24 protein-coding genes are annotated in these 24,911 nt (G+C 54.0%); 15 read left to right on the plus strand and 9 right to left on the minus strand.

Annotated elements, in window-relative coordinates:
- Nucleotides 1–172: 172 nt before the first annotated feature.
- Nucleotides 173–670, minus strand: coding sequence for a hypothetical protein (locus C4520_19080; protein RJP16120.1), 498 nt, complete (start codon nucleotides 668–670; stop codon nucleotides 173–175).
- Nucleotides 671–917: 247 nt separating this feature from the next.
- On the opposite strand from C4520_19080, the gene C4520_19085 reads away from it, so the two are divergent.
- The 6 genes from C4520_19085 to C4520_19110 are packed head-to-tail and all read left to right on the plus strand — an operon-like array spanning nucleotide 918 to nucleotide 8,960.
- On the plus strand, nucleotides 918–2,183 hold the full coding sequence (locus tag C4520_19085; GenBank protein ID RJP16121.1) for a M28 family peptidase: 1,266 nt from the start codon (nucleotides 918–920) through the stop codon (nucleotides 2,181–2,183).
- Nucleotides 2,176–3,117, plus strand: a complete 942-nt coding sequence (locus C4520_19090) for an HAD family hydrolase (GenBank protein ID RJP16122.1) — start codon at nucleotides 2,176–2,178, stop codon at nucleotides 3,115–3,117. The genes C4520_19085 and C4520_19090 overlap by 8 nt, the downstream gene beginning before the upstream one ends.
- Before the next feature lie 23 nt (nucleotides 3,118–3,140).
- Entirely contained in the window at nucleotides 3,141–4,958 is a 1,818-nt protein-coding gene (locus C4520_19095; GenBank protein RJP16123.1) for a hypothetical protein, read from the plus strand.
- A gap of 21 nt (nucleotides 4,959–4,979) precedes the next feature.
- Entirely contained in the window at nucleotides 4,980–6,191 is a 1,212-nt protein-coding gene (locus tag C4520_19100) for a glycosyl transferase (GenBank protein RJP16124.1), read from the plus strand.
- A 46-nt stretch (nucleotides 6,192–6,237) separates the two neighbouring features.
- Nucleotides 6,238–7,425 carry a glycosyltransferase gene (locus C4520_19105; protein RJP16208.1) on the plus strand — a complete coding sequence of 396 codons (1,188 nt, stop codon included), beginning with the start codon at nucleotides 6,238–6,240 and terminating at the stop codon, nucleotides 7,423–7,425.
- The gene (locus C4520_19110) at nucleotides 7,422–8,960 is read left to right on the plus strand and encodes a hypothetical protein (protein ID RJP16125.1); all 1,539 of its coding nucleotides are present in this window, start codon (nucleotides 7,422–7,424) and stop codon (nucleotides 8,958–8,960) included. The genes C4520_19105 and C4520_19110 overlap by 4 nt, the downstream gene beginning before the upstream one ends.
- 94 nt (nucleotides 8,961–9,054) lie before the next feature.
- On the opposite strand, the gene C4520_19115 is transcribed toward C4520_19110, so the two are convergent.
- Nucleotides 9,055–10,059, minus strand: coding sequence for a DNA topoisomerase VI (locus C4520_19115; GenBank protein ID RJP16209.1), 1,005 nt, complete (start codon nucleotides 10,057–10,059; stop codon nucleotides 9,055–9,057).
- An 89-nt stretch (nucleotides 10,060–10,148) separates the two neighbouring features.
- Nucleotides 10,149–11,720 (minus strand): DNA topoisomerase VI subunit B, encoded by a 1,572-nt coding sequence (locus C4520_19120; protein ID RJP16126.1) that lies wholly within the window; start codon nucleotides 11,718–11,720, stop codon nucleotides 10,149–10,151.
- A 193-nt stretch (nucleotides 11,721–11,913) separates the two neighbouring features.
- Between C4520_19120 and C4520_19125 the strand changes: the two genes are divergently transcribed.
- Nucleotides 11,914–12,213, plus strand: coding sequence for a hypothetical protein (locus C4520_19125; GenBank protein ID RJP16127.1), 300 nt, complete (start codon nucleotides 11,914–11,916; stop codon nucleotides 12,211–12,213).
- Here C4520_19125 and C4520_19130 read toward each other — a convergent pair.
- The 3 genes from C4520_19130 to recO all read right to left on the minus strand — a co-directional run bounded on the left by C4520_19130 (nucleotide 12,206) and on the right by recO (nucleotide 15,245).
- On the minus strand, nucleotides 12,206–13,252 hold the full coding sequence (locus C4520_19130) for a type IV pilus twitching motility protein PilT (protein ID RJP16210.1): 1,047 nt from the start codon (nucleotides 13,250–13,252) through the stop codon (nucleotides 12,206–12,208). The genes C4520_19125 and C4520_19130 overlap by 8 nt on opposite strands.
- Before the next feature lie 26 nt (nucleotides 13,253–13,278).
- Nucleotides 13,279–14,358: a type IV pilus twitching motility protein PilT gene (locus tag C4520_19135; protein RJP16128.1), complete on the minus strand. Its 1,080-nt coding sequence runs from the start codon at nucleotides 14,356–14,358 to the stop codon at nucleotides 13,279–13,281.
- Between the two features lie 125 nt (nucleotides 14,359–14,483).
- The gene (gene recO / locus C4520_19140; GenBank protein RJP16129.1) at nucleotides 14,484–15,245 is read right to left on the minus strand and encodes a DNA repair protein RecO; all 762 of its coding nucleotides are present in this window, start codon (nucleotides 15,243–15,245) and stop codon (nucleotides 14,484–14,486) included.
- 156 nt (nucleotides 15,246–15,401) lie between these two features.
- On the opposite strand from recO, the gene C4520_19145 reads away from it, so the two are divergent.
- Nucleotides 15,402–16,325, plus strand: a complete 924-nt coding sequence (locus C4520_19145; GenBank protein RJP16130.1) for a hypothetical protein — start codon at nucleotides 15,402–15,404, stop codon at nucleotides 16,323–16,325.
- Here C4520_19145 and C4520_19150 read toward each other — a convergent pair.
- Complete coding sequence (locus tag C4520_19150) at nucleotides 16,299–16,808, minus strand: DUF456 domain-containing protein (GenBank protein RJP16131.1); 510 nt, start codon at nucleotides 16,806–16,808, stop codon at nucleotides 16,299–16,301. The genes C4520_19145 and C4520_19150 overlap by 27 nt on opposite strands.
- Before the next feature lie 170 nt (nucleotides 16,809–16,978).
- On the opposite strand from C4520_19150, the gene C4520_19155 reads away from it, so the two are divergent.
- The gene (locus C4520_19155) at nucleotides 16,979–17,593 is read left to right on the plus strand and encodes an NAD(P)H:quinone oxidoreductase (protein ID RJP16132.1); all 615 of its coding nucleotides are present in this window, start codon (nucleotides 16,979–16,981) and stop codon (nucleotides 17,591–17,593) included.
- Nucleotides 17,594–17,698: 105 nt separating this feature from the next.
- Here the strand turns inward: C4520_19155 and C4520_19160 are convergent, their stop codons facing one another.
- Complete coding sequence (locus tag C4520_19160; protein ID RJP16133.1) at nucleotides 17,699–18,697, minus strand: zinc-binding alcohol dehydrogenase family protein; 999 nt, start codon at nucleotides 18,695–18,697, stop codon at nucleotides 17,699–17,701.
- Between the two features lie 163 nt (nucleotides 18,698–18,860).
- On the opposite strand from C4520_19160, the gene C4520_19165 reads away from it, so the two are divergent.
- The 6 genes from C4520_19165 (at nucleotide 18,861) to C4520_19190 (ending at nucleotide 23,737) form a co-directional block, all read left to right on the plus strand.
- A complete protein-coding gene (locus tag C4520_19165) occupies nucleotides 18,861–19,334 on the plus strand; it encodes a hypothetical protein (GenBank protein RJP16134.1) in 474 nt (157 codons plus the stop codon).
- Between the two features lie 199 nt (nucleotides 19,335–19,533).
- Complete coding sequence (locus C4520_19170) at nucleotides 19,534–20,757, plus strand: tyrosine--tRNA ligase (protein ID RJP16135.1); 1,224 nt, start codon at nucleotides 19,534–19,536, stop codon at nucleotides 20,755–20,757.
- Between the two features lie 20 nt (nucleotides 20,758–20,777).
- Complete coding sequence (trxA, locus tag C4520_19175; GenBank protein RJP16136.1) at nucleotides 20,778–21,107, plus strand: thioredoxin; 330 nt, start codon at nucleotides 20,778–20,780, stop codon at nucleotides 21,105–21,107.
- Nucleotides 21,108–21,158: 51 nt separating this feature from the next.
- Nucleotides 21,159–21,710 (plus strand): AmmeMemoRadiSam system protein A, encoded by a 552-nt coding sequence (gene amrA / locus C4520_19180; GenBank protein ID RJP16211.1) that lies wholly within the window; start codon nucleotides 21,159–21,161, stop codon nucleotides 21,708–21,710.
- A gap of 35 nt (nucleotides 21,711–21,745) precedes the next feature.
- Nucleotides 21,746–22,597 carry an AmmeMemoRadiSam system protein B gene (amrB, locus tag C4520_19185; GenBank protein ID RJP16137.1) on the plus strand — a complete coding sequence of 284 codons (852 nt, stop codon included), beginning with the start codon at nucleotides 21,746–21,748 and terminating at the stop codon, nucleotides 22,595–22,597.
- A 21-nt stretch (nucleotides 22,598–22,618) separates the two neighbouring features.
- Entirely contained in the window at nucleotides 22,619–23,737 is a 1,119-nt protein-coding gene (locus tag C4520_19190) for an AI-2E family transporter (protein ID RJP16138.1), read from the plus strand.
- Nucleotides 23,738–23,759: 22 nt separating this feature from the next.
- On the opposite strand, the gene C4520_19195 is transcribed toward C4520_19190, so the two are convergent.
- Nucleotides 23,760–24,905, minus strand: a complete 1,146-nt coding sequence (locus C4520_19195; GenBank protein RJP16139.1) for an exo-alpha-sialidase — start codon at nucleotides 24,903–24,905, stop codon at nucleotides 23,760–23,762.
- Nucleotides 24,906–24,911 lie beyond the last annotated feature (6 nt).

Genomic DNA, 24,911 nt, shown 5'->3' on the forward strand with positions numbered 1-24,911 from the left:
CCTTGGCCAGGTGGGCGCCTAATATGAATACGCAGATAACCATCTTATCACAAAGAGTGTGAGGAGCAGAAATTACAGGCTGAAATCGACAGAGAAAAACCTGCCTTCAGCGATTTGGCTTTCGCTGAACACAGGTATTCCTTTGAAGGGGAGCCTTAATCTTAGCCTAATCTCAATTCTGAGAGGGTGCTGCTGCATCCTGCTCGCCGGACGCGGCATGCGGGCAATTGGGATGCTCTCCGGGCGTGGCGCAGCATGCATCTCCCGAGGCCTTTTTTTGCAAGGCGGCGAGATCGGGAACGGCGATTTTAACCGTTTTTTGTGTTCCATCGGGCAGGGAGAAGACCAGGGATGCTTCATTTTGGTTGCCGCCGATCAAATTAAAACTGGAATCATACAGGAAAACACCGATAGCGCTGTCGCCGGCCGGAACCACCTGCACAAAGTTGTCGCCGAGCATCATTACGGACGGATGGCTCATCATCGGCTTACTCTCATGGGCTGAGCAAACGTCCTGTTTTTTGGCTGGTTCAGATGCATTGGCCGTCGCTATAACCTGTTGAGCAAGCGGGACGCCCACAACAAAAAGAACCAGCGCGATGCCTGCCAATAACCAACGTATTGTCTTTTTACCCATAAAATTCTCCCAGTTTGTCTCGTTGTTCAGCACAGCAATCAATGCCTTGTGCTATAGTTTGTGAAAGAAGTGCGAACAGCAAGGTAAGCATAGGGCAACTATCGTGCCGTTTGGATTGAGATGCCACAGTTTCTCATAAAACATATTATAGCATAACAAGTTGCAGCAATGCCTCCCCTCGCGCGGGGTGCTTGCCGATCGGGTGATTTGAGCCTAAGCCGGCGTTCTGGTGTGTGAAAACACACAGCTACGCAAGAAGCGGGAAAGAGGAAGGAAAAGATTGAACGCAGTTGCATCAAATGCAGGCGTGGCAAACGCAGCGACCGATTTCAGTATCAAACGGTTCGTTGAGAACATCTGTTTTCGTTTTGGTCCGAGGCTGCCGGGGACGGCGGCAGAAGCAAAGACAGCGCGATTTTTGGCGCAAGCTTTACGGGAATACTGTGACGAAGTAGTAATCGATGAGCACAGATTCAGTCCGCGTTCGTTTGATTGGGGAGCCACATTTCACTTGATGATATATCTTGTGGCGCTCGTAGCATACGTGATCGTTCCACCGATGTCGTTGGCGCTAGTGCTGCTTTCGATTTCCATATTTTTTCTGTCGCGATTGAAGGGGTATGAGATTCTGGAACAGTTTTTCCCGCAGGAGAAGACGCAGAACGTAGTCGGAAAAATCAAATCCCGTGGGCAACCTCGACAGGTCCTGATTCTTTCCGCTCATCATGATTCGGCATATTACATGCCGTTTTTGGAGAAGAGATCGAGGAAGATATTCTTGCCGGTATTCTTTTTCATTTTACTTGCGCACGGGATTCTCTTTATTGCGGCTGGCGTGCGAATGGTGGCATCACCGTTTCCGGTTTTTGGTTCTCTATCCGGTTATTTATACGGCATAGCTGTTGTTGCAGGAATTCTTTTTTTCATATTTCGCTTGTTCTTGTTCAAGAACGTCGCTGTTCTGGGCGCCAATGATAATCTCGCCTCCGTCGGGGTACTGGTGGCCGCCGCCCGCTATTGCGCAGCGAATCGACCGGGCCACATCGAGTGTTGGTTTGTTTCGTTCGGCGCCGAGGAGGTAGGTCTTCGCGGCTCGAAACGGTTTACGAGGAAACATTGGCACGAGCTTGAGAAGTCGATGGTGATCAATCTGGAAATGGTGGGGGCCGGCACGTTGATGGTGGTGGCGGGTGAGAGAATGGCGGGAGCGCGTCATTCGCCGGTGGTGGTCTCACTTATTGTCGATGCGGCAAAGGCGTGCGGTATCGAAATGTCGACTTTTGTGGGAATCTTTGGGGAAACCGATGCCTCATCGTTCAGCCGAATGGGAATACAGGCGGCGACTATCGCCGCTTTTGGTGAGGACGGGGTGCCGCCAAACTGGCATCTCTTGACGGATACGCCTGAGAATATTGATGAGGATCATTTGCAGAATGCACTGCGAGTGTGTTTAAAATGTATTCACCTGTTGGATCATCCGGAGGAACATTCAGCGGCTGGAGCTGGATCTTCTGAGGAATCGAAGCTGATGGTAAGGAATGAATAGATCGGTCATAGAATATGCGGAACAAAGGAGCAGGGGAAGGACCCGGGTAAGAAAATATCCGATTATTCCTGCCAATATTCCGCAGAAACTGCCGAAGCTAGTGGGCATTGGCGCCGTCCTCTGGGACGTCTATGGGACACTGCTCGGCCATCCGATGGGGGACGTGGTCGAACATTCATTGATGGAGAAGAGCACCAAACGCGCGTTTATCAAGACTGCAGCAGAGTATGGGCTTGAGAAGTTTCTCGGGGGTGATCCCGCGACTGTTTTAAGAAAGCTGTACGACGACGAGATCGAGAAGATTCACCGGCGCAAGCGGGCGCAGGGGGTCTTCTCGCCCGAGGTGAAGATCGAAGAGGTATGGTTACGAATACTGAGGCAGCTTGAAGGTAAGGGTTACATCTCCGGGGAAGGACCGGTGGATATGGAACTGGCACTCAAGGTGGCCTATTACTTCGACGATGCCCAGCAGTTCAAGGTCCTTTACCCCGGCGCCCGGCGCACGCTGGAAATGATCAGGAAGAAGGGACTCCGCCAGGGGATCGTTTCGAATGCCCAATTTTACACGCCGATAACACTCAACATTCTCCTTCGCAATTCGGTGAGTGTTGCTGTTGAGGCGATGGACGAGTTATTCGACCACGATCTTGTTGTGTTCTCGTATGCGCTTGGCGTGGGCAAGCCAAATCCGTCCTTGTATGAGAAGGCGAGAGACCGGCTGATTGAGATGGGGATCGAGCCATCCCGTGTGATTCATGTGGGAAACGACATGTTGTACGACGCGGTCTTGGCTCGAAAGGTCGGATTCAAGGCGGTTTTCTTTGCCGGCGACAGGAGAAGCGTTACGCTCAGGAAGGACGATCCCGAAGCGAGTGGGTTCGAGCCCGACGCGGTCATCAAATCTCTGCCGCAACTTATCGAGATACTGGCATAACATAATCCGATGGAGTTGTCCCGATGAAAGTGAGTCACCTCCTTTCGCCTGAGCCTTTGGAGCTGAAGAGAAAATCCCTCCGCTTAGGGATACTGCACTATCACCTGAAGACGGGGGGAGTGGTTTCCGTAATGCGCGATATCATTGAGGCCCTCAGGCGCTACGGCAGCTACTCTGCGTGCGAGATCGAGGTGCTGGCGTCGCTTGAATCCGCCGGAGACCTGCACGTCGCTTTTGGTTCGGCGGCGGACGGCGGGGGAGGGTGCAATGTGATTCCCGTATCCGGCCTTGCCTATCATGACGTTCCCTATCCGGATCCGGAATCCTTTTTGAAGGCATCGTACGATCTCGCTTTTGAAATCCTCGCGGCTCTTCAATTGGAGAAAAACAGCGCCGAATACCCGTATATTTTACATGCACACAATATATCACTCGGAAAGAACCCGACTGCAACGATGGCTTTCCGCTGGATCTCACATCTGGCGCGGAAACGGTCTCTCCCACTGTGGCTGATCAATCAGGTGCACGATTTTGCCGAAAATAATCGGTCCGATCGATTGGAGGCTCTGTATAACTGTACCGGCCGGCGCGATGAGATTCTGGCCCGCAGCATCATGTATCCGGCCGAACCGAACATTATTTATGTAACAATAAACAGCGCCGACATCGAGAACCTGCGGGCATTCGGGATTCCCGACAACAGGATTTATCTGCTCCCGGACTCGATTGAGGTGGAGCGGTTTGAACGGAATCCTCTGTGGGACGAAGCGGAGTGGAAGCGGAACGGTCTTTCGAACGCCGACTACAAGGAAGTGATGCTGCGAATGCTTTCGGATTTTGCCGCCGCCACTTACCAGCCGTTTGACCGTTCCTTGCCGATATTGCTTTCCCCGATGAAGGTCATGCGGCGGAAAAACAACCTGGAGGCACTGCTTCTTGTGCTGCTGTTTGGGCGAATGGGGCGGAATTACCAACTGCTAATCTCATTGAATGCCAATTCAGCGGCGGATAAGATCTATGAGCAATATTTGAAGGAATGCGCGGTCGCATGCGGCATCCCGGTGCTGGTGGGATTTGGGCACCATCTCGTATCGAACGGCAGAGAGCGGGTGGTGCGAGATGGTCAATTGAACCAGTTCACGTTGAGCGACGTCATTGCTCTCAGCCGTGCGGTCCTTACCACGTCGTTTATCGAAGGCTTTGGATTCGTATACCACGAGGGATGGCTGTCCCGGAAAATGGTTTGCGGAAGGAAAATTCCGGAGATAGTGGCTGATTTTGAAGCTAACGGAATGGACACGGGGCATTTTTATGAACGGCTCGCGGTCTCAGTATCAGATCTGCCGGATCTCGAAACGAGGCTTTCAGATGCTTACCAGCGTTTCGTGAGGCGGTACGGGAAGGAAATGCCACATGCGCATGATTTGACGGTTTTATCAGGAAAAGACATAATAGATGCAAAAACTTTCATGGTTAACGACGAACGATGTATTGATTTTGCCGATCTGGACGCGGAGATGCAGCGCGACCTCATTGCGCGATGCGCCAGCGATGTTTCCGTCGCGGACAAACTTATCGATCGGAATCCGGCGGTGGGTGCGACAGTGAAGCTGCTCACGGATCCGGCACGCGAACTGATAGAAAAGAATGCATCCGTTGTACGCTCGAGGTATTCATTGGAAGCGACGGCTCGACGGCTGGAACATTTGTTTGCGATAGGGGATTCGCTTTTTCGAGAAGAGCTTCAGTCATCGGTTCCAGCAAAGGAGAATTATGCGGCTGTCCTGGAGAAGTATCGGAAGCCCCATCGAATTCGCTTATTACTCGGTTCGGGACAGTAAGAAGGGCGAAAGGAGAACAGCATGAGCGATTTCTATCAGGGCGGCGTCGTTTCGCTGATTCACCGGCTCGGTCATCGGAAGATCGAGACGCTTGAATCGGAACTGGAGCATTACTCGCGAGAACGCCCCGTCGCGCTCGTGCTGCCTGTTACCTATTCGGACCTGCATGCCCCGGCGTGTCAGAACATTTTTCGGGAATTGCGAAAAATACGGTATGTGAGGGAATTCGTAGTGACCCTGGGGATGACGAATACGAGGGAACAGTTTGATGAAGCGAGAAAACTTGTTCGCCAATTACCGGATAACCGGGTGCTCATATGGTGCAATGGTCCGAGGATGCGCAAGCTCTACAAATTGCTCGAGCGCTACGACCTGAGGGTGGGGGGCGACGGCAAGGGGCGTTCGGCCTGGACTGCTTACGGATATGTCATTGCCAAAGGAGCGTGCTGGGTAATAGCGCTGCATGACTGCGATATCGTTAACTACAATCGCGAGCTGCTGGCGCGGCTTTGTTATCCCTGCACCAATCCGAACCTGGATTACGAGTTCTGCAAGGGGTTTTACAGCCGTATTTCTGACCGGATGCACGGCAGGGTGACTCGACTGTACGTCGTACCGATCGTCCGCTCGCTGATCATGATCGTGGGGTATCTTCCGTTTCTTGAATATCTGAACAGTTTCAGATATCCGCTGGCGGGCGAATTCTCGATGGTTACGGATATCGCCCGCGTGAATCGCGTGCCGGGTGACTGGGGGCTTGAAGTTGGGACGCTTGCGGAGGTATATCGGAACTGTTCGCTGAAGCGGATCTGCCAGTGTGATCTCACGGAGAATTATGAGCACAAACACCAGCCGCTCTCGCCGGATGATCCGGGCAAGGGCCTGCTGAAAATGAGCATCGATATCGGGAAGGTGATTTTCCGGACACTGGCCAGTGAGGGGGTCATTTTTTCGGAGTCTTTTTTCCGGACATTGACATCGAGTTATCTGCGAATTGCGCAGGAAACGATCAAGCGGTACCAGGACGACGCGATGGTGAACGGATTGAAATTCGATCTCCATCAGGAACTGGCGGCGGTAGACGCCTTCACGCGCGGAATGGAAATGGCCGGTGACGCTTTTCTGAAGGACCCGCTGGGCCTTCCGCAGATTCCGAACTGGAGCCGCGTGACTTCCGCAATCCCCGATTTTTTGGCGATGCTGCTCGAAGCAATAGAAGCGGATAATGAATAGAGAGATTTCGGCACTTGACGCGGAGGCGCAAGCGCGCCTGAGAGAACTGGGGCGCGTCGCGATTCTGGTCGGCATCCCGAGTTTCAATAATGGGACGACAATCGGGCATGTGGCCCGCATCTGCGTCGAGGGATTGGAGAAGTACTTTGGTGGCCGGCCGGCGCTGCTGCTCAATTCGGACGGCGGTTCGACCGATCAGACGAAAGAAGCTTTTTTTGCTCCGCCGGTTCCGGACAATATGGGGAGGATTTCGACCCGGTACCGGGGTATGGCGGGAAAAGGCACGGCGTTAAAAGCAATTTTTGAGGCCGCTGTTTTGACGGAAGCACAGGCTTGCGTCGTTGTCGATTCCGACCTGCGCAGCATAACGCCGGAGTGGATAGGCCTGCTGGCCGAGCCGATTGTGGAAGGCACTGCCGGATACGTGGCGCCTCTCTATCTCCGGCACAAATACGACGGCACGATCACCAATAGCATCGTTTACCCTCTCACCCGCACCCTCTATGGAAAACGCGTGCGCCAGCCCATCGGGGGCGACTTTGGTTTTTCAGGCGAACTGGCGGCGCGATATCTCCAGCAGGATGTCTGGCAGACGGCCGTGGCGCGATTCGGCATCGACATTTTCATGACGACGACCGCCATAAATGAGGGGTTCCGCATCAGGCAGGCGAATCTGGGAGCAAAAATACATGATGCGAAAGACCCGGCCCTGCATCTGGGGCCCATGTTCAGGCAGGTGGTTGGCACGCTGTTCTCGCTCATGCGCAGGTATGAGAGCAGATGGATGGCTCGTGAGGATCGGAGCGAGCCGGTTGCGGCGGTCGGGGCCTTAAAGGAACAGGAACCTGAACCGGTCCCTGTATCCCTCGATGCCCTCCTGAAGCGGTTTCGGGAAGGAGCCGAGGAGCAGGAGGCCTATTGGAGCCGGTTTCTTTCTAAAGGACTGATGGAGGAAATCCGGAGGTTGAAGACATCCGATGCGAGCTCATTTTCTTTCCCGGCGCGGGTGTGGGTGGATTGTGTTTACGAGTTCGCTGTCGCATATAATAAATCCGGACTGATTCCGGATCAAATCGTTGATTCGCTTACGCCTTTATATTTCGGCCGCACCGCAAGCTTTGTACGGGAGACCGAGTCCATGGACTCGAAGCAGGCAGAGGAAGTAATCGAGGGCGTGGCAGAGTTATTCGAGTTGGAGAAACCGAAATTGGCATCACTCTGGAGTCGCACATGAACATGCTGTTTCAGAAAAAGAACAACAACAAGAAACCTCTCACGGTGGGAATCGGTCATTTCTGGATTGGGAAACGAGACGGCGTAAATGTCGTCATCATGCGGAACGTGGAAAGCTTGCTGAAACTCCACCCTGAAATCAAGATCAGTTTGTTCGGAAGGCTCGGCGGGAACTGGGAGGAATTCGCGACTTCGATTCCGAACAATATCACGTACTTGAATATTGACGAATTTGATCCGGATTATCGAATACCCGGTCTGGATCACAAATCGGTATCTGAGCAGAAAATTCAGGATTACATCTGGCAGGGGACCAACATTCTGGAGATCCTCATAGAGAAGCTCAAGCCGATCGACGTAGTGCTTGCGGAAAACCTGGGCATCGGCATACATCCGGCGGTAACGTATGCGTTTTATCTTTATCTCAGGTATTGTCAGCAGCATCATCCGAGAAAGCGGATTTTTTACCGCGCGCATGATTTTCTTCAGCAGCGGGCGAAGAATTTCGAGAATTTGAAGAAGTTTCATGATGCCGAGATTCCTCTCATTCCGAACTGGCACGAAGTGATTTACCCAAACTATCCGAACCTGGGCTATATCACTATCAACAAGTCCGACATCTCGCGTTTGATCGAGCACGGAATAGATCGCGAGCGGGTGGCGTATGTGCCGAACTGCATTGATGAAGGCCTGCTTGTCGACGACGATGAGCATAAGAATTTGCGCACGCGGATGATTGAGCGGGTTGGGGCAGCGCCCGACGTGCGTTTTATTTTGTATCCGGTTCGCTGCGTAGAGAGAAAGAATGTGGAAGAGGCTATCTTCCACACGCGCCTGCTCAATGTGATTTCAGAGCGAAACCTTGAAATCAGGAGGACTCGCCTCAGCGGAAAGTTTCATCTGCTTGTTGGCATAAGGCCGGAGAACGGCGATGACCTCGCTTATGCAGAACAGATCGAGCAATTCTGCCGGGTAAACGATTTGCCCTGTACAATTGGGATTCAGGACCTTGTTTCATTCGAGCGGAAGGCGGACGGCACCGGGAACGGGTACGTGCAATACTCTATCGGCGACGCCTACAATATGGCGGATATCATCATCACAACGAGTTATCTCGAAGGCTTCGGGTTTGCGTTCATTGAGCCCTGGTATCTCGGCAAGGTGGTTATCGGCAGAAACATTGCGAACATCACACAAGACTTCCAGCGGGCGGGCGTCAATCTGGATCATTTGTATAACGTTCTGCGAGTTGACGGACAGGATTATCATTCGATCGGGTATCAAGACCGGACGAGTATCGGGCTTGGAAGACGGCTGAAGACAATTCTACATCTTAGCGATTTGTCCTTCGTACGGAAGGTTATCGAGGCGAACGAGCACAGCATCCACGCCATGATGTCGTTGCTCGATGCCGATCGTGCCTGTCCCCTGATCAATTCGAATCGAGAAGTCGTCGCATCGACGTATTCTCCGGCAAAGGTAGGCGAACAGTTGTGGGAAGTGCTTACCAATCTTCCGCTTCGCCCCAGCAGATAGGGCACAGGCGCGCAGCAGAACCGGGGGTTTGCTGTTATCGGACAAGTCGGACACGTCCGACAGGTCCGACGAATCGAACAGGCGCTTTTTCCTGCTACGGCAGGAATTTTTTTGTGTTGCTCAATTTGGCCGGCAGGTAGACATCCATGACGTAATTGAGGCCGTGCTTCGCGAATGCCTGTTGCTCGACGCGTTGGCCGAGCTTCAACATCTGGGCGATGGCGTCCTGCCAAGACTTGTGATGCTTGATGAAGGGGTCGTTCTTCAAAGCGTCTTCGGCCCGTTTGATGTCCACCGGTTTCAGCTTATGCGTTGGCAGGTCGTAGTCGAGGATATCCTGCGGTGTGACACCGAGGAACTGGGCCCTCGGAACGCAGAAGAATCTATTTAGATGCGCGGCATTACCGGAGCCGACTTTCAATGTTCGGTAAATATTGCAGATACCGTATGGGTCGCCGTCGACGAAGGCGTAAACGGGAATATTCAAGTCGTCGGAGAGCCTTCTGATGAAGCGGCGGCAGGCGCGCGTGGGTACGCCGCCCATAGAGATAAGGATGCAGTTGGCGCGCTTCCAGTAATTGTGTTTTACCAGTCGCTGAAACATGCCGGCCGTCTCAATGGCGAGAATGAAACGCGCCTTTGACTGAAATCCCAGGTGCTCGACTGCGATGGGAATTGAGTATGCACCCGAACCGAACCGAGTGCAGTCTATCTTCAGCGTTTTTCCCGTATCGCTCTCTTTGTCAATTACGATCAATTGGCCCGCGACTTCGCCTCCCTTCTCTTCGGGGATGAACCCCAGTTGCTCGCGGTTCACCCCGAGCATCGCTTCGATGTCATCCATCACCGTGTCCGATTCCGGCTGCTCGTGGAACGCGGCCTCTTTCCAGTTCTTGGAGATGTAATATGCCTCTCGTTTCGAGGCGATGTCATCCGTCTCGATGAGGTTTTTGGAAAGCGCCATCATTTTGAGCGTTTGCGCGAAGGCTTTGACCGTCCCGACAGTCAGCGTGCGCTCCTTCTTGCGGTTGGAGATCTCGAGGAAGCCCTCCTTGGGTTTGTAGCGGACATTGTTCAACGCGCGAATCGGCATGCGCATCGAAGGCTTCTGGCGCTTGAGGATTTTTTCCTGGATCGTTTTTGCGTTTCTTTTTATCGACTGCAAGGCGGTCGTCACGTTCAAGCCTCCTAAAATTTCCTGGAGTTCCGCAGGATGTCTTTCAAGACTTCGGTAAGGTTATCGGTCTCTTTCTTTTTCAAAGAAAGAATCTCGCCCAGCGATTCGCTGATATGCGGAATATATCGCTCGATGTACACCCGTTTGGTGTGAGCATCGGCCTCGCGACGCTGGCGCCGCAAGTATTGTCCCATTTTTCTGCCGCATTCCTGCAAGGCGAGCCGGATTTCCTTGAGAATCTCCGGGTAATGCGCTATCGCCTCTTTGCTTTCTGATGTAAACGGAACCCAAACGGACGCAACGTGAACCATGATCGTGAGCGGTCCATGCGGCAATGCGCCCTTGGACTGCTGCAGCCCATAAGAGCGCCAGTTAGTGGCAACTATCGCCTTATGAATTGCGCATGCCGATTGCTGATAGAGGAGAGGAACCCGGTTCGCGAAGCGGAGAACGGTCGCCAGTTCGTCGGCGTCTCCGGCGCCACCGTAGGCGATGCCGCATTCGATCCGGAATGGATTCCCGCGGTAGACGGCCGGAGGGCGGGTGCACGCCTCATAGAATTCGGCCTCAAAAACCTGTGCCAATCCTTTCTTTACAAGTTCTTCGCCGATGGGGATCACGCAATCTGACGGCGGGCTCATGATTTTCGTGGCGTTTATTGCCGCATAAAGCTTATCGGCTTCCTCACGTGCAATTCGGCTCGAATTTGCCCTCTCGCTCAAGCCTGCCGTCGTGCAAATCTCGGCCGCGACGCGAGGAGTCACCCGGGAGAATTCGGCAGCCAGAAATGCTGAGAGCGTACGGCTTTTCGACTCCTTGAGCATCTTGATGAGGACGCCGAGTTCGACTCCATATGGGTGGGGTTTGATCAGTTTCGGCCGGTCGGGCATTATATCAGTTGCCCGATTGTACTCGAAAACCTCCCCCTCCGGATTGATGTACTTGAGTGTGACGTGAGGATTTGCAATGGCCGTTTGTGCCAGATAACCGTCCACCGACTGTCGCCCCCGCTGATAACGGGCTTCCAGTTCGATATCCACCTGTGTTCCTTGCGGGAAATCGGCCTCGATTTCGGAATCCTTGATAATTTCGGGCCGGTTCTTCTGTGTATCGATCTGAACCTCATAATAATGGGCGGGCTTGCGGGGCGACGTCCGGGAAATTATTTTCATTGATTTGCCGGTTGTAAGCAGCCCGTACATTCCGGCGGCCGAGATGCCGATCCCCTGCTGGCCGCGCGCCATTCTGAGTGTGTGGAACTTAGAGCCGTACAACAATTTACCGAAGATATTGGGGACCTGGGATTTGACGATTCCGGGGCCGTTGTCCTTAACCGATACCAGAAACCGGTCGGTTCCTGTATTGCGGATCAGAACCTCGACTTCCGGCAGAATCCCGGCCTCTTCACAGGCGTCCAGCGAGTTATCGACAGCCTCTTTCACCGCTGTCAGCAATGCCTTTTTCGGGTTATCGAATCCCAGCAGGTGTCTGTTCTTGGCAAAAAATTCTGAAACAGAGATATCACGCTGCCTTTTTGCCAGGGTTTCCGCAGTCTCAGCGGTTTTCAGATTCTTCTGTGGCATAGATGTTGTTTGTTCCCGACAGACGGACAATACAATATAATGTGTTACACAGCGGTTGAGCACTGATAATCGTCAGCCATATTGTAGCAAAACAAGCATACCGATTTCAAGGCTATCTTTCATGGTGATTGACACGGCACGAGCGCGAAAGTATACTTTTTGAAGAGGACTGAAGCACCGATTGGAGGATACCATGATATCAAAAGGCGATCTCGTGAGAATGCGGCTGAGGATCGGAGGCGACGGGACCAAGCCGCTTATGGAAATGCTCATCTTCGGTACGGTCAAGAACTATTCCGAGGATGAGGACAGCTATATTGTTGAGCCGCGGGTGATTTCGGTTCCGAAGGAGCATGTAGAGGCGATAGATACGCTGCCGAAGGATTTTGATTTTGAAGATGTCTCGATGGAGTTGAACGTTGGACAGGGAAATCGGAACAAACAAAAGCCGGACGAAGTCACGGATATCCGTTTTTCAAAACCAGCTAAGTAAAAAGGGCCTTGTTCGAAGCCAGCCGCCGGGCAGCTTTAGGCGTGATTGTGCATTCCTGCACCAATTGGGTGAGATGTTCATCGAGCATCTGCATTCCGTGTTTTTTCCCCGTTTCCATGATCGACACCATCTGCTCGATTTTTCCTTCCCGAATTGTATTGGAAATGGCTGAAGTGCCGATCATTATTTCCGCGACGGCCACACGCCCCTTATTATCCGATCTTTTCAAGAGCTGTTGAGCGACGACACCCGTGAGTGCTTCTGCGAGGAGTGCGCGAATCCTGTTGCGCTCCTCGAAGGGGAACACGTCGATGATCCGGTTGACGGTTTTTGCCGCGCTGGTGGTGTGAAGGGTTCCAAAGACGAGCGCTCCCATTTCAGCCGTAGTGAGCGCCATGGAGATGGTATCGAGGTCGCGCATCTCGCCGACCAGAATGATGTCGGGATCCTGGCGCACGGCGCTGCGCAGTGCAGCCTTGAAGCTATGGGTATGCAATCCGACCTCGCGCTGGGTTATCAGGGAGCGGATGTTCTTGTGAACATATTCGATCGGCTCCTCAATGGTGACGATATGTGAGTGGCGCTCGTGGTTGATCAAGTCGATCATTGCCGCCAATGTTGTCGTTTTTCCGCTGCCGGTCGGGCCGGTCACGAGAATGAAGCCGCGCGTCGATCGCGCAAGCTGCTTGACGCCTGCGGGCAATCCCAATTCCTCGATGGTCTTGATCTTTGTGGGAATCGTGCGCAGGACGATTCCGACCCCCTTTGTCTGGCGGTAGATATTGCATCTGAATCGGGCGCAGTCGGGCACTTCATAGGCGAAATCCAGATCGCCCGACCGTTCGAAACGGCGTATCTGTTCATCGCTGAGTATCTCGTAAATGAGGTTGCGCGTCTGTTCGGTTGAAAGGATAGATTCGCCGTTTCCGTAATCGAGGGCGAACAGATCGCCGTGGACGCGCAACATCGGTTTTGATCCCGATGCGAGCATGAGGTCGGACCCCTCGTGATTCACGAGGAAATGCAGGAATTTATCTATTTCGGCGGCCAAATGATTCCCTCTTCTTAACCTGCCGATTTGACTCTGCCTCCCAGGAGGCTGAGAAAATGTTCGCGATCGATGACTTTTTCCAAGGCATGCTTCGGATCGACGAGCCCCTGCTGATAAAGCGATACGATGTGGTCGTCCATCAGCATCATGCCGAATTTTCTGCCGGTCTGCATAAGAGAAGGAATCCGGTACGTGTTCCCCTCACGGATGAGATTTGCCAGGGCGGTTGTGCGAAGCAGAATCTCCATGGCGAGCACGCGCCCGGTGCCGGCCACGTTCCTGATCAACTGTTGTGAGATAACTCCGGCGAGCGACTCAGAGAGCATGGTGCGAATTTGCGCGATCTGGTCGGGCGGGAACACGTTCATGATTCGCTCGATCGTTTTTGCGGCATTGCGCGTGTGCAGCGTGCTGAAGACCAGGTGTCCCGTCTCGGAGGCGGTGATTGCCATTGCAATGGTTTCGAGGTCGCGCATCTCGCCGACGAGGATCACGTCGGGATCCTCGCGCAGGGCGGCGCGCAGGGCGGTTGCGAAACTTCGCGTGTGGACGCCGACCTCGCGCTGGTCAATGTGGGAGAGCCGGCTTTTGTGGACGAACTCGACGGGGTCCTCGACGCAGATGATGTGGCGGCGCGATTCCCGGTTGATCAGGTCGATTAAAGCAGCCAGTGTAGTAGACTTTCCGCAGCCGGATGGGCCGGTGACGAGCACGAGCCCCTGGTTCAGGCGGGTCAGCGTCCGCGCGGCTTCCGGCAAATTCAATTCTTCAACACTGCGAATCTGCGATGGGACGACCCGGAACGCGGCTGAGATGCCGCGGTCCTCGTAATGGATGTTCACGCGAAAGCGTCCGACGTCCTGCACGACATAAGAAATATCGATCTCCAGGTTACGCTCGAGGTCGTCGATTTGGCGGTTGGAGAGGATTTCAAACAGGCGTCGCTTGTTTTCCTCTGCGGAAACTACCTGATGGCCTGGCAGCGGTTGAACCTCTCCGTATTGCCGGACGAGCGGCCTTGTATTGGAGCACAGGTGGATATCGGACGCCCCTATTCTCATGGCCTCTCGTAAAATTACATCAATCTCAGCCACAAATATATCTCCTTAAACAGGGAGGGGGACACCACGCAAAACAGCTTGAGGGTGACTGACAGGTATCGAAGAACCAGCGGATGATGAATTTTAGCATAAAACAGGCGATTCCGCAATCGTTTTCGCTACTTCGGACGCTGTGGCAGGGCAACGCGGTTCAGGTACTGTGCAGATTTTAATTGTCGTCCCGTATGGTGGACAACATATGCGTTCAGAGCATTCAGCATTTCTTCTACTGAAGAGGCGGGAATTCGAATTCGCTCGAACATTTCCCGATCCGTGCGCATCAATTGTTCCATGATTCGGGCGGAACCTGCTGAGAGCTTTTCGCCCGAGCCTGCTGTGCACGCGCCGCACAGGACTCCGCCCGCTCCCGCATCCAGATACGCCACTCCTTGCACCGGATTCTTACAGCGGGCGCACCGGCTGAAATCGGGCAACAATCCAGAGATATCGAGCAATTTCAGGTAGAAAAAGATCAGGAGGCTCTCATGATTTTTCGGCATCTCTGAGAGCAGCTTCAAAGAGGTGGAGAGGAGCGAGAAATATTCCGAGGCTTCCTCATTCTCCTGCACGAACTGTTCGATAAGTTCACACATTACCGAGCCCAGCCCGAGCCGCTTCAGATCGGAACGAACGGAGGGGTATGAATCCCGGGTTTCCGCCTGCGACAGATTCTGCAGGTCGCGTCCTTCTTTAAAATAGACCTGGACTTCAATGCGCGTTATCGGCTCCAGTGAACTGCCGAATTTGCTTTTGGTGCGACGAACCCCCTTCGCAACGGCGCGCACCTTTCCCCGCGCCGGCGTCAGCAAGACCACTATCTTGCTTGAATCGGTCAAGTTATAGGTATGAAGCACGATTGCTTCGCATTGTTCGACGGCCATGGGAATCCTTTTCTGTCGGGTGCGAAGGATTTCTTCTATAGTTTAGCAGAGAGGGCGCTTCGAATTCCATGGTTTGCCGTGAAAGACGGGATGGTTTGACCGGCAGCATGGTTACGCATTAAGATTGATCATAGCTGGCTGAAAGGAGCTGCTACAGTGGGGATATCAATAACCGTAGGTTTCTTGTTCCTGGCGCTTCTGCTGGTTTTGGCGTACGCACTTTTCATCGAAACGCGCCTTTTTCGGATTTCCTCGGCTCAATTGCCGATGCGGCATGCAATTGGGCGCGATCTCAGAGTGCTGCATCTTTCAGACCTGCATTTCACGAAGGGGAACAAGGCCAAGCTTCGTTTCTTGCGCATGCTCCAGCGGGAGCCGGCCGACCTTGTTCTTGTTACCGGCGACATGATCGATGATGACGAAGGGATAGCTCCGCTGGTTGAGGTTTTGGGGGGGTTCAAGCCGCACCTCGGGACATTCGCAATATTCGGGGCACATGATCATTGGGACACGCGCCTCAAGAACGTTATTCTTGACCTATCGCTGGGAGGCTACCGGCGGGGCGAGCCGAACGATTTTGAGCGGTTGAAGCGGGAACTAAGGGGAGCTGGGGTGGTTTGCCTGGAAAACGAATCGAGTCGCCTCGGGTTGTCACCTGATTATCGGGAGGACGTGTGGTTGGTCGGCGTGGATGATGTGTTTGCGGGTTTGGCGGATTTCGAAAAGGCGCTTGATGGCGTGCCGGCCGGTGCGCCGAAAATCCTGCTGTCGCACACGGTGGAGAATCCTGCCGATCTGGCGGCATTTGGATTTGACGCCGTCTTTGCGGGTCACTCGCACGGGGGGCAGGTGAGAATACCATTGTTCGGGGCAGTCATCACACGCTCGAGTCTACCCCGCAAATACGCGTGGGGGGCCTTTGAATACGATGGGACGGCCTTTCACATAAACAACGGTCTTGGCACCGGCAAATGGACCGGCTTTCGCTTCCTTTGTCCTCCTGAGGCCACCTTCGTCAGTGTGAAAGATCATCATCATTGCCGAGCCGAATTCCTACGCGATAAAAAAGTAGACAACTGAACCGGCCATTATCACCCCGATAATCTCCTTCAGCACGACTGCGGCCGTTTTGCCCATAAGAGCGCCGATTCCGGCTCTGGCGGACAAGCGGAGGTCATTAAGCCGCCAGTACTCATAAAAAAACACCGCCAAAAATGCACCCGCAAACGCGCCGAGGATCGAACCAACAATAAAGCCGAAGCCCGCCCCTATAATGGCGCCGACTATTGATCCTGCAAGAGCTGCCAACTCGCCGCCCCTCGAACTTCCGTACCGTCTGGCGCCGATTGCGGCTGCGAGGAATTCGATTATTTCGCCGGTAAGAGCGGCGGCGGCCAGCACGGCGATGAAGCCCCAACCGAATTTGCTCCAGCCGGTGAGGAGACCATAGGCCGCGCCGCAGGCGAGAATGAGCCAATTGCCGGGAAGCCCGAGCGGCGTCAGGACAAGCCCCACCAGCATAAAGAAACTTAGAACAAGATATGTAATGATCGAGAGGAGCATTTTCCGTTCTTCCTTCGCCCGGTCAAAAGCCTTTTATCTGTTAACTGTAATCTACGATTACGGCGCCCGTCAAGGTTTCCGTCGTTGCGCGCTTGCCGGAATTGGAAACGGATGCTATTTTTTCAGCATAATTGGGATGAGGTCCAATAAACCAGAGGAGGCGTCGCGATATGAGGATCCTTATCGCTTACTACAGCTTTTACGGGCACATTCTAAAGATGGCGCAGGCCGTAGCGGAAGGCGTGCGCCAGGTGGAGGGGGTAGAATGTATTATCCGGCGCGTCGAGGAATTTGAGAAGGTGAATAAAATCATAGATGGGAATGAGGCCGCGCGCGCTGTTCGCGATCGCCAGAAAGATATTCCCGTTTGCGCGCTTGACGATCTGCGACAGGCTGACGGCATTATCTTTGGCAGCCCGACGCGATATGGGAACATGACAGCCCAAATGAAGCAGCTTTTCGATTCGACGGCGCCACTGTGGCTGAAGGGAGAACTGGAAGGAAAAACGGCGGGTGTTTTCACCTCTACGGCGACTACGCATGGAGGGCAGGAGACGACCCTTATCTCAATGATGATCCCGATTTTGCATTTGGGAATGGTGATTGTAGGAGTACCGTATTCGACTCCGGGAATGCTGCATACGGAAGGTCGAGGCGGAACTCCTTACGGGCCGACGACAATAGCAGGTTCGGACAACAAGCGCGAGCCGGCGGCGGAGGATTTGGAGTTGGCGCGGGCGCTGGGGCGGCGGGTGGCGGAGATAACGAAAAAGCTGAGGAGTTGACGCGTGATTTTCGGCGGTGTCGGACGCGTCGGACGGGTCTGACGGGTCGGAGAAATCGGAGAAGACTCGGGAACAATCATCAAATTCAAGTGCTTCGTGGAGAGATCAACCTATCTTGAGAACGGCCGCTCCGCGGATTTCTGCCCGCTTCAGCCGTTCGAGCACCGAGTTTGCTTCAGACAGCGGATAGACTTCCACGTCGGTCTGTATGGGTATCCTTGACGCCAATTCGAGCAATTCTACGGCATCCTGCCGCGTGCTGTTGGCGACACTCCTGACGGTTCGCTCGCCGTAAAGAAGCGAGTATTCAAAGGAGGGAATTGCGCTCATATGGATTCCCGCAAGCGCGAGTGTGCCTCCTTTCCGCAGGGCTTTTAGCGCCTGTGGGACGAGTTCGCCGGCGGGGGCAAAAATGATGGCTGAATCAACAGGCTTTGGGGGCTCGTCGCCAGCCCGACCGGTCCAAACGGCTCCCAATTCTTCCGCATGTTTTCGATGTTGGGGGCTTCGAGAGAAGACATATACTTCACACTTCCAGTAGCGGGCCACCTGAATCGTGACGTGAGCCGATGCCCCGAATCCGTAAAGACCAAGCACTTGTCCTGCCTGTATTTCGCTCAGTCTTAGGGAACGGTATCCGATGATGCCGGCACACAGAAGGGGCGCGGCCTGCACGTCGGGGATTGCCTCAGGCAGAGGATAGCAGAAATCCGCGGGAGCGATCATATATTCGGCGAACCCTCCATTCACCTGCAAGCCGGTGAACTGGGCGGAATCGCACAGATTCTCGCGGCCGCTCTCGCAATAGTGGCAATGGCCGCAGGTTGAATGCAGCCAGGGTACGCCGGCTCTGATTCCCTTTTGAAACCCGTTCACGCCCGGTCCCCATTCATCCACCCGGCCAATCACCTGATGGCCGGGGATGATTGGCAGAGAGGGTACGGACAAATCGCCTTCAACAATGTGCAGGTCTGTATGGCATACTCCGCACACATCGACTCGAATCCGCACTTCCGAAGCGGCCGGCACCGGCTGCGGTACGTCCTGTTCGATCAGCGGGCCCTGTGATGCCGGCATCTGATTTTTCAGGACCATCGCCCTCATAAAGCCGCCTCTTTTTACCTGAAAGGCCACATGGGTTCTCGAAAACTTATTCTACAGACAGTCACGTGAAATCTCAAGAGAACAATTGCTCGTTACGCCGGGCGATGTTATATTTGCTTCACGCTGCTTCCAAATCCAATCAGCCAAAGGAGGAGAAAAGGAAATGGAATGGAAAAAGATTTTTGTCGCCATTGCTGTGGGCATCATCCTTCTCTGTCCGCTTGCTTTCGCGCATGCACAGAATGAGGATGAGCAAGCGGTCGCGCCCGACCAGGGTGAAGAACAGCTTGCACGGGCCCAAACAGACCTGTTGTGCAGTCCTGAGCATATGCGCACGATGCTGCAGAATGACCAGGACAAGGAGTGCGTTGCCGAAGCCGCCTTGAAAGATGAAGCGACCACAGAGATTCTTATGGACAAGATTGTCGCCGATCCCGGTCTGCGGAAGAAGATGATGCAGAAAATGCACGCCGCAATGCACGAGCGCATGATGGAACACAAGAGGGGAATGCAGGGTGAAGGCGGGATGATGGAGGAGGGGGGCATGATGAACAAAGGCGGCATGATGGAAGAGGGCGGCATGATGAACGAAGGCGGCATGATGGGCGAAGGGGAGATGGAGGTGGAAGCGGAATAAAGGGCCATCAGGGAGGCCACTGGTCCCCAAAAACATATTGACGCTTGAGAATCCGCCGGTAAGTTCCCGGCGGATTTTTCATTTGCGAGCGCGTCACATATCATTGATGGCATTCAACTTTTCTTGAATGATTTTCGGGGGGGTGATATAATGAAAAATCTTGTTAGCACATTGAGAAAACAGGGAAAGAGGAAACGATTTGAAGCCGGAAGAACAACTGGAGTATCTTCGCCGGGGAACGGCGGAAATCATTACCGAAGAAGAATTACTCAGGAAGTTGAGGCGTTCACAGGAGACGGGAAAGCCGCTGAGAATAAAGGCAGGATTTGATCCCACGGCGCCGGATCTGCACATCGGCAGCGCCGTAGTCATTCGGAAAATGCGGCATTTCCAGGAACTCGGTCACGAGGTTATCTTTCTGATTGGGGACTTCACCGGGATGATTGGAGATCCGTCCGGCAGAAGCGAAACCAGAAAGCAATTGTCGCGCGAAGAGGTTGAGGAAAACGCTCGAACGTATCAACGGCAGATATACAAGATTCTCGATCCAGAGAAGACACGTATCGCGTTCAACAGCGAGTGGTGCGCAAAAATGAGCTTTGAGGACGTCATCGGGCTGGCTTCGCGTTACACTGTCGCTCGAATACTGGAGCGAGATGATTTTGCCAAAAGGATGGCGGCAAACCAACCCATCAGCGTTCTGGAGTTGCTCTATCCTCTGGTTCAAGGATATGATTCAGTCGCGCTGCGTGCGGACGTCGAATTGGGAGGCACCGACCAGACGTTCAATCTTTTGGTCGGGCGAGTCCTCCAGCGGGAATACGGTCAAGAGCCGCAGGTCATCCTCACGATGCCGCTGCTCGAGGGGATCGATGGCATCCAGAAGATGAGTAAGAGTTTGGGCAATCACATCGGTATCAATGAGCCGCCCGATCAGATTTATGGGAAGACGATGTCGATAGCTGATGAATTGATGTGGAAATATTTTGAGCTTGCGACCGAGGCGCCAAAGCCGGAAATCGAGGATTTACGGAGCCGTCTCGAAACAGGACAGTTGCATCCGAAAGAGGTGAAGAGGCGGCTTGCTCGAGAAATTGTTACTCTTTATTATGGTCCGGCGGTGGCCGCCGAGGCGGAGGAGCAGTTTGAGAGAGTATTCGCCAGGAGAGAGCTTCCCGAAGAGATGCCGCATCTGACTCTGAGACGCGAAGAACTCGGAAACGGCAAAATCTGGGTGGTGAAACTTCTGGTGCTTGCAGGTCTGGCGCGCTCGAATGCCGAAGGTCGCCGGCTGATTCAGCAGGGAGGCGTTCGAATCAATCAGCAGGAAATACATTCGGATGAAAGCGATGTCGAGATAAAGGACGGCGACGTGCTGCAGGCCGGAAAGAGGCGCTTCATTCGGATTACTCTTCATGAATGATACCGTGAAAGGAGATGACAATGGCCAGCGATAAAATCGTTCAGGTTTCGGATGCCGATTTTGAGGAGAAGGTGCTGAAAAACAACTTGCCGGTGGTCGTTGACTTTTGGGCGGAATGGTGCGGACCGTGCAGGATGGTGGCGCCAACGCTTGCTGAACTGGCGGGCGAGGTCGAGAGTAAGGCCGTTATCGCCAAGATGAATGTCGATGAAAACAAGAAGACGCCGGGGCAATACAATATTCATGCGATCCCGACGATGATCTTTTTCAAGAAAGGGAAAGAAGTTGCCCGGCTCGTCGGCGTGGAAACAAAGAACGCGATCAAGGCGAAAATAGACGAGATGATGTGACGGGCGGATTGCCTGAAACGAAAGGGGGGGCCTGCCATGAATCCCCCGCAATTGTTGAGTCTTGAAGAACAGGATTTCCTGATCGAGACAGCTCGAAGAACCATTATTGAATATGTGACTTCCGCACGGGCGCCGGAGGTCATTTGCAACCATGCGAGGCTCAATGAGAAATGCGGCGCATTCGTCACGCTGCACGAGAAGAATGGAGCTTTGAGGGGATGCATTGGGTATGTTGAGCCGATCAAGCCTCTGGTTCAGACGATTATCGATATGTCGATTGCCTGCTCGACGAAAGATCCGCGGTTTTCTCCGGTCACGGAAGGCGAGTTGGCAAACCTCGACCTGGAAATCTCCATATTGAGTTCCCTCGAAGAGATCGATAACCCCCAAAAAATTCTCATCGGCACACACGGCTTGCTCATCAAGAAAGAGTTCGCCACCGGGCTGCTTCTTCCCCAAGTAGCGGTCGAATTCGGCTGGGATCGCTATCGTTTTTTGCGGGAAACATGCCGGAAGGCCGGTCTGGCCACCGATGACTGGAAGAAACCCGACTCCAGGCTCTTTATCTTCTCCGCGCAAATATTTAGAGCGAGCCTTCTCTGAATCACGGGCGCGGAAACAGGAAAGAGGTTACGGTTATGCCTATTCGGCAGCAGCAAGCCTCCAATTTTTATTCGGGCGCTTCGCAGGCATGGATCGAAAAGGCGTTGCGCGGCTTTGAGGTTTCAAAGCTGGAAAAGGCGCCCGTGGCCGGTCTGGTTCCCCATGCAGGCTGGGAGTTTTCGGGAGCGGTCGCGGCGAAGGTATATCAGTCGATAAAGGCCTACCGCACTCCCGATACAGTCATTTGCTTCGGGACTGTCCATCAGAACATCCCGGATAATGCCATCTATTGTCGGGGCGCATGGGAGACCCCCTTCGGCAAGATGTCAGTAGACGAAGCCCTTGCCGACCGGCTGCTCCAGAGGCTTTCCGGTCTGGCGGAGAGAAATGAAAGCGCGCACGAACACGAACATTCGATAGAAGTGCAGATGCCGTTTCTCAAGTACTTCTTTCCGGAAGCCCGGGCCGTGCCGATTTCGATATTGCCGGACGAGCGGGCTCACCTGGTGGGGAGGCGGGTGGGGGAACTGGTAAAAGAGGAGTCATACAATGCGCTTATTATAGGGACAACAGATCTGACTCATTATGGGGACGCCTACTTCTTCACGCGTGCCGGCTACGGTCATGAGGCTCACGAGTGGATGAAGCGAAATGATGCCAGGATCATCGGTCTTGCGAGCGCGTTGAGGGATGACGAAATCGTCGCCGAGGCCGAATCGAATCGGAACGCGTGCGGAGCAGGCGCAATGGCCGCGACGGCGGGCGCGGCGAAAGTTTTCGGGTGTCGGGCCGGGCAGGTTGTGGCCTACACAACCAGCTATGACATGGCGCCAGAGCGCGAATTCCGGCTCGGAGTCGGGTACGTCGGCATGCTCTTTTGCGCCTGAGCAGAGGGACGGGAGGAAACCGTGCAAAAACCTTTGGAGAACGTGTGGCTCCGCTTCGTTATCGTAGTGCTCATTCTGGGTCTCTTGTTCTGGGCCAGCTATCATCTTCGGGGAATCCTCATCTCGCTTGTCTTCGCATTTATCATCGCATACATCTTCGACCCGATCGTCGATTTTTTTCAGGCGCACAGAATTCCGCGCACGGTGACTATAGCGCTGCTGCTGGTGCTAATTCTCGGATCGATTGCAGGCAGTCTCGCCGTCCTTGTTCCCGAGTTCGTTCAGGAGACGGTCCAACTGGCAGAGATCGTGCAGGAAAATATTCCGATGATCCAGGAGAAGCTGGAGGGCAAGTTGGAGGAATACAGCGGGTATCCTCTGACAGAGACGGTAAATCAGTATCTTGGGAGGATATTGGAAGCGCTGCAACGGAATATGCCCCAGGTTCTGAACGCCATGGAGGGGGTTCTTACCGGCGCCGTCGCATATACCGTTAACATCGTCGGCTACATCGTGAATCTGATTTTGTTCGCAGTGGTGAGCGTTTATCTGTTGAAGGACTTTCATCTGGTAGTCGAGAAAATGGAGGATCTTATTCCGCTCCACTACAGGACCACCACGCTCGATATCGTCGAGAAAGTGAATCTCAAGCTGAGAGGTTTTTTTCGAGGGCAACTGGTGGTGGGAACAATCCTGGCGGTCATTTACTTCGTCGGACTCACCCTTGTAGGGGTTCCGTACGCTCTGCTGCTTGCACTCGTTGGCGGCTATGGCCAGATTATTCCGTACATGGGGATCGTTCTGGCCATGATACCCGCGGTTCTGCTCGCCCTTGTAAAATACGGCGATTTTATTCATCCGCTGCTGGCTGCCGCGGTCTACGTGATCGGGCAGATGCTGGAGGGTGCGGTGATCACGCCGCGGGTGATGGCGGGCAAGGTGGGGCTGCATCCGGTGGTCATCATCCTCTCGGTTCTGATCTTCGGGAAGACACTTGGTTTCCTTGGCATCCTGATCGCGGTTCCTTTGACCACCGCCTTAATCGTGCTGCTGCAGGAGGTTCTTGTCCGCTACAAGAAATCCAGTCTGTACAGTCCGAAAGCGCTTGATTATCCCGGAGCCGGCTCGGGTGAATCATGACGGAGGGCGGCGCATCCATCCATTAAAGCTTGGCGAGCCTCGCATCGGCCAGATCATTGAGAGAGTCAATCCTGACCTCGGCCATCTCAATTGCAGTATTCGAGAACATCCCCATCAGCCAGAAAAAGTCTCTGTTGCGCGGGCTTGAGTAGTAGCTGATGAGGACATTTCGTTCGTTCACCACTACGCCTGCATAGGCGGTATCTCCATTGCTCGGGAGGTCCGAGAGGAACACGAGGCGCTCGGGGCGGACGAGATAGAGGGATGTCCGCTTGCGTCCCCAACAGCTTCCCATATGCTTAGCGCCTCCGACGTGGCGGCGCCCGACCGCAAAGGTGCGTTCGCCGATCTGAAACAGACATGGGCCATCGAGGCGGGTTTCGTAACTGCGGCTCAAGCTCCACTCGGTATACGGCGGAGAGGATATCCCGATCAAGGTGTGTCCTTGCGGCCCATAGCCCCAATAATTTGGGTTCATTTCGAGGCGGCCGGTCATTACCAAGGTTCCGTCGGGGCGGAACACGGCGTCGGTTTCATCAATGGTGTCGCCTGAATAGATGGGGCCGACCTCGGTCCATTCGATTCCGTCGGTGGATTTGAACAGGGTAGCCTTGCCGTGCTCCCACCAGTAGGCGGGGACGTAGAAGGTTTTTGCGTCAGGCGTTTGCGGGCGCCAAAAGAGCCAGCCCTTGTTTGCCAGTTGTCGGGGAGCGGTCCAGTTGATGCCGTCTTCACTAACGCAGTAGGAGGTAGTATACGGTTTCGGTTCGAATTTGGCATTGTTCAGGAAATAGAGGAAGAGCTTTCCGTCAATCAGGGCGAATTTCGGGTCGCGCACGTCTTCTCCCGGCACGGCGATTTCAGCCTGTTTCTTCCACTGCCTGCCGTCGGCCGATGCCCGAATGACGAGCCTGCATTTTTTTGAGGCAAAATGGTAGGGCGAGGTGGCATGTACCAGCAGGAACGAGTCCTTGTATCTGAAGAGATCGGTGTTTGAATGATGAGCGTCGGGCGGGACCGCGGTCCATGATTCCATTGTGAGGGAAGGGGCAACTTGCAGGTCCGACGGCTGCCGGAACCTCCAGTACAGGAGCGGACCGCCCACCGCAACGAAAAGAAGCACCAAGCAAAGAACTGCGACCACTGCTCTTCTCCTTCCTTTTTCCATGGATTC

This window comes from Candidatus Abyssobacteria bacterium SURF_5, from assembly GCA_003598085.1.
GTDB lineage: Bacteria > Abyssobacteria > SURF-5 > SURF-5 > SURF-5 > SURF-5.

What these genes read in the sequence shown, in the direction of transcription:
- amrB (RJP16137.1), top strand. Translation starts at nt 21,746, where the DNA reads ATGCCTATTCGGCAGCAGCAAGCCTCCAATTTTTATTCGGGCGCTTCG.
- C4520_19115 (RJP16209.1), bottom strand. Translation starts at nt 10,059, where the DNA reads ATGCGCATGCCGATTCGCGCGTTGAACAATGTCCGCTACAAACCCAAG.
- C4520_19150 (RJP16131.1), bottom strand. Translation starts at nt 16,808, where the DNA reads ATGCTCCTCTCGATCATTACATATCTTGTTCTAAGTTTCTTTATGCTG.
- C4520_19100 (RJP16124.1), top strand. Translation starts at nt 4,980, where the DNA reads ATGAGCGATTTCTATCAGGGCGGCGTCGTTTCGCTGATTCACCGGCTC.
- C4520_19090 (RJP16122.1), top strand. Translation starts at nt 2,176, where the DNA reads ATGAATAGATCGGTCATAGAATATGCGGAACAAAGGAGCAGGGGAAGG.
- C4520_19155 (RJP16132.1), top strand. Translation starts at nt 16,979, where the DNA reads ATGAGGATCCTTATCGCTTACTACAGCTTTTACGGGCACATTCTAAAG.
- recO (RJP16129.1), bottom strand. Translation starts at nt 15,245, where the DNA reads ATGGCCGTCGAACAATGCGAAGCAATCGTGCTTCATACCTATAACTTG.
- C4520_19165 (RJP16134.1), top strand. Translation starts at nt 18,861, where the DNA reads ATGGAATGGAAAAAGATTTTTGTCGCCATTGCTGTGGGCATCATCCTT.
- trxA (RJP16136.1), top strand. Translation starts at nt 20,778, where the DNA reads ATGGCCAGCGATAAAATCGTTCAGGTTTCGGATGCCGATTTTGAGGAG.
- C4520_19160 (RJP16133.1), bottom strand. Translation starts at nt 18,697, where the DNA reads ATGAGGGCGATGGTCCTGAAAAATCAGATGCCGGCATCACAGGGCCCG.
- C4520_19110 (RJP16125.1), top strand. Translation starts at nt 7,422, where the DNA reads ATGAACATGCTGTTTCAGAAAAAGAACAACAACAAGAAACCTCTCACG.
- C4520_19095 (RJP16123.1), top strand. Translation starts at nt 3,141, where the DNA reads ATGAAAGTGAGTCACCTCCTTTCGCCTGAGCCTTTGGAGCTGAAGAGA.
- C4520_19120 (RJP16126.1), bottom strand. Translation starts at nt 11,720, where the DNA reads ATGCCACAGAAGAATCTGAAAACCGCTGAGACTGCGGAAACCCTGGCA.
- C4520_19125 (RJP16127.1), top strand. Translation starts at nt 11,914, where the DNA reads ATGATATCAAAAGGCGATCTCGTGAGAATGCGGCTGAGGATCGGAGGC.
- C4520_19195 (RJP16139.1), bottom strand. Translation starts at nt 24,905, where the DNA reads ATGGAAAAAGGAAGGAGAAGAGCAGTGGTCGCAGTTCTTTGCTTGGTG.